At 53.6% G+C, this 894-nt stretch carries 2 protein-coding genes; one reads left to right on the top strand and one right to left on the bottom strand.

Going from position 1 to position 894, the window contains the following annotated elements; translation table 11 throughout:
- Positions 1-502 (bottom strand): M20/M25/M40 family metallo-hydrolase (locus tag ACPLUI_RS14755; RefSeq protein WP_424660995.1); only part of this gene is annotated, 502 nt, incomplete at its 3' end.
- A gap of 232 nt (positions 503-734) precedes the next feature.
- Here ACPLUI_RS14755 and ACPLUI_RS14750 point away from each other — a divergent pair.
- The coding region (locus ACPLUI_RS14750) for a GntR family transcriptional regulator (RefSeq protein ID WP_424660996.1) at positions 735-894 on the top strand (160 nt) is incomplete at its 3' end.

The raw sequence follows: 894 nt of genomic DNA, 5'->3' as shown, positions 1-894 counted from the left end.
AGAGATCGCGGTGAGCTTCGACGAAGGGTTCCAGGCTGGGGCTGGATATTTCTTCTTCACCTTCGAAGATGAACTTGACCCTTAAGGGTAGCTCACCCCGCACGGCAAGGTATGCTTGTACACCCTTTACGTGGGCAAAAAGCTGCCCTTTGTTATCTGAACTTCCCCGGGCATAGATTTTTCCCTCACGGATTACGGGCTGGAAAGGATCGCTGTGCCAAAGCTCGAGGGGCTCCGGCGGTTGCACGTCGTAATGGCCGTACACCAGCACGGTGGGTGCACCGGCTGGACCGATTTCCCCGTATACCACCGGGTGACGCTGGGTGGGATAAACGGTGGTTTTAATGCCGACGTCCCGCATCAGGTTGGCCAAGAGTTCCGCGCACTCCTTGACACCTTCGTCCCGGGTGCTGATGCTGGGCTGGCGAAGCAGGGAGAATAAATCATCTAAAAAGGCGCCGGCATTTCTGTCCACATAGGAGTAGACGGATTTGAGGTTCAAGACTATCCCTCCTTGCCCCAATTATTGAACACATCTGATGATATGATGATGAGGCGTTATAATATTTTGCCGTAGGTTTCTCATCTCCTTCTGCGGACGGAAAAAATTTTTTTGTACGGGTTGCGCCAAAAAATCCGCAAAAAAATTTGTCACCCAGGAGGAATTCGCGGACAAAGCTCGAATTAAACATCCAATCAAAAGCACATATCTGATGATCTGATGATAAGGTGTGATGAACGTGCGACTGCGGAAGATCGGCAGGCCCGCCGGACTGGCCCAAATGGTGCGCGATGAAATCGAACGTCTCATCGTGGCCGGTAAACTGGCGCCGGGCAGCCGCCTGCCCACGGAGAAGGAGCTGGCGCAGCAACTGGGCGTCGGGCGTTCTTCCA

Source organism: Desulfofundulus sp., from assembly GCF_049701015.1.
GTDB lineage: Bacteria > Bacillota > Desulfotomaculia > Desulfotomaculales > Desulfovirgulaceae > Desulfofundulus.
Note: the sequence above shows the minus strand (reverse complement) of the source record. Positions and strands in the feature narration are given on the sequence as shown.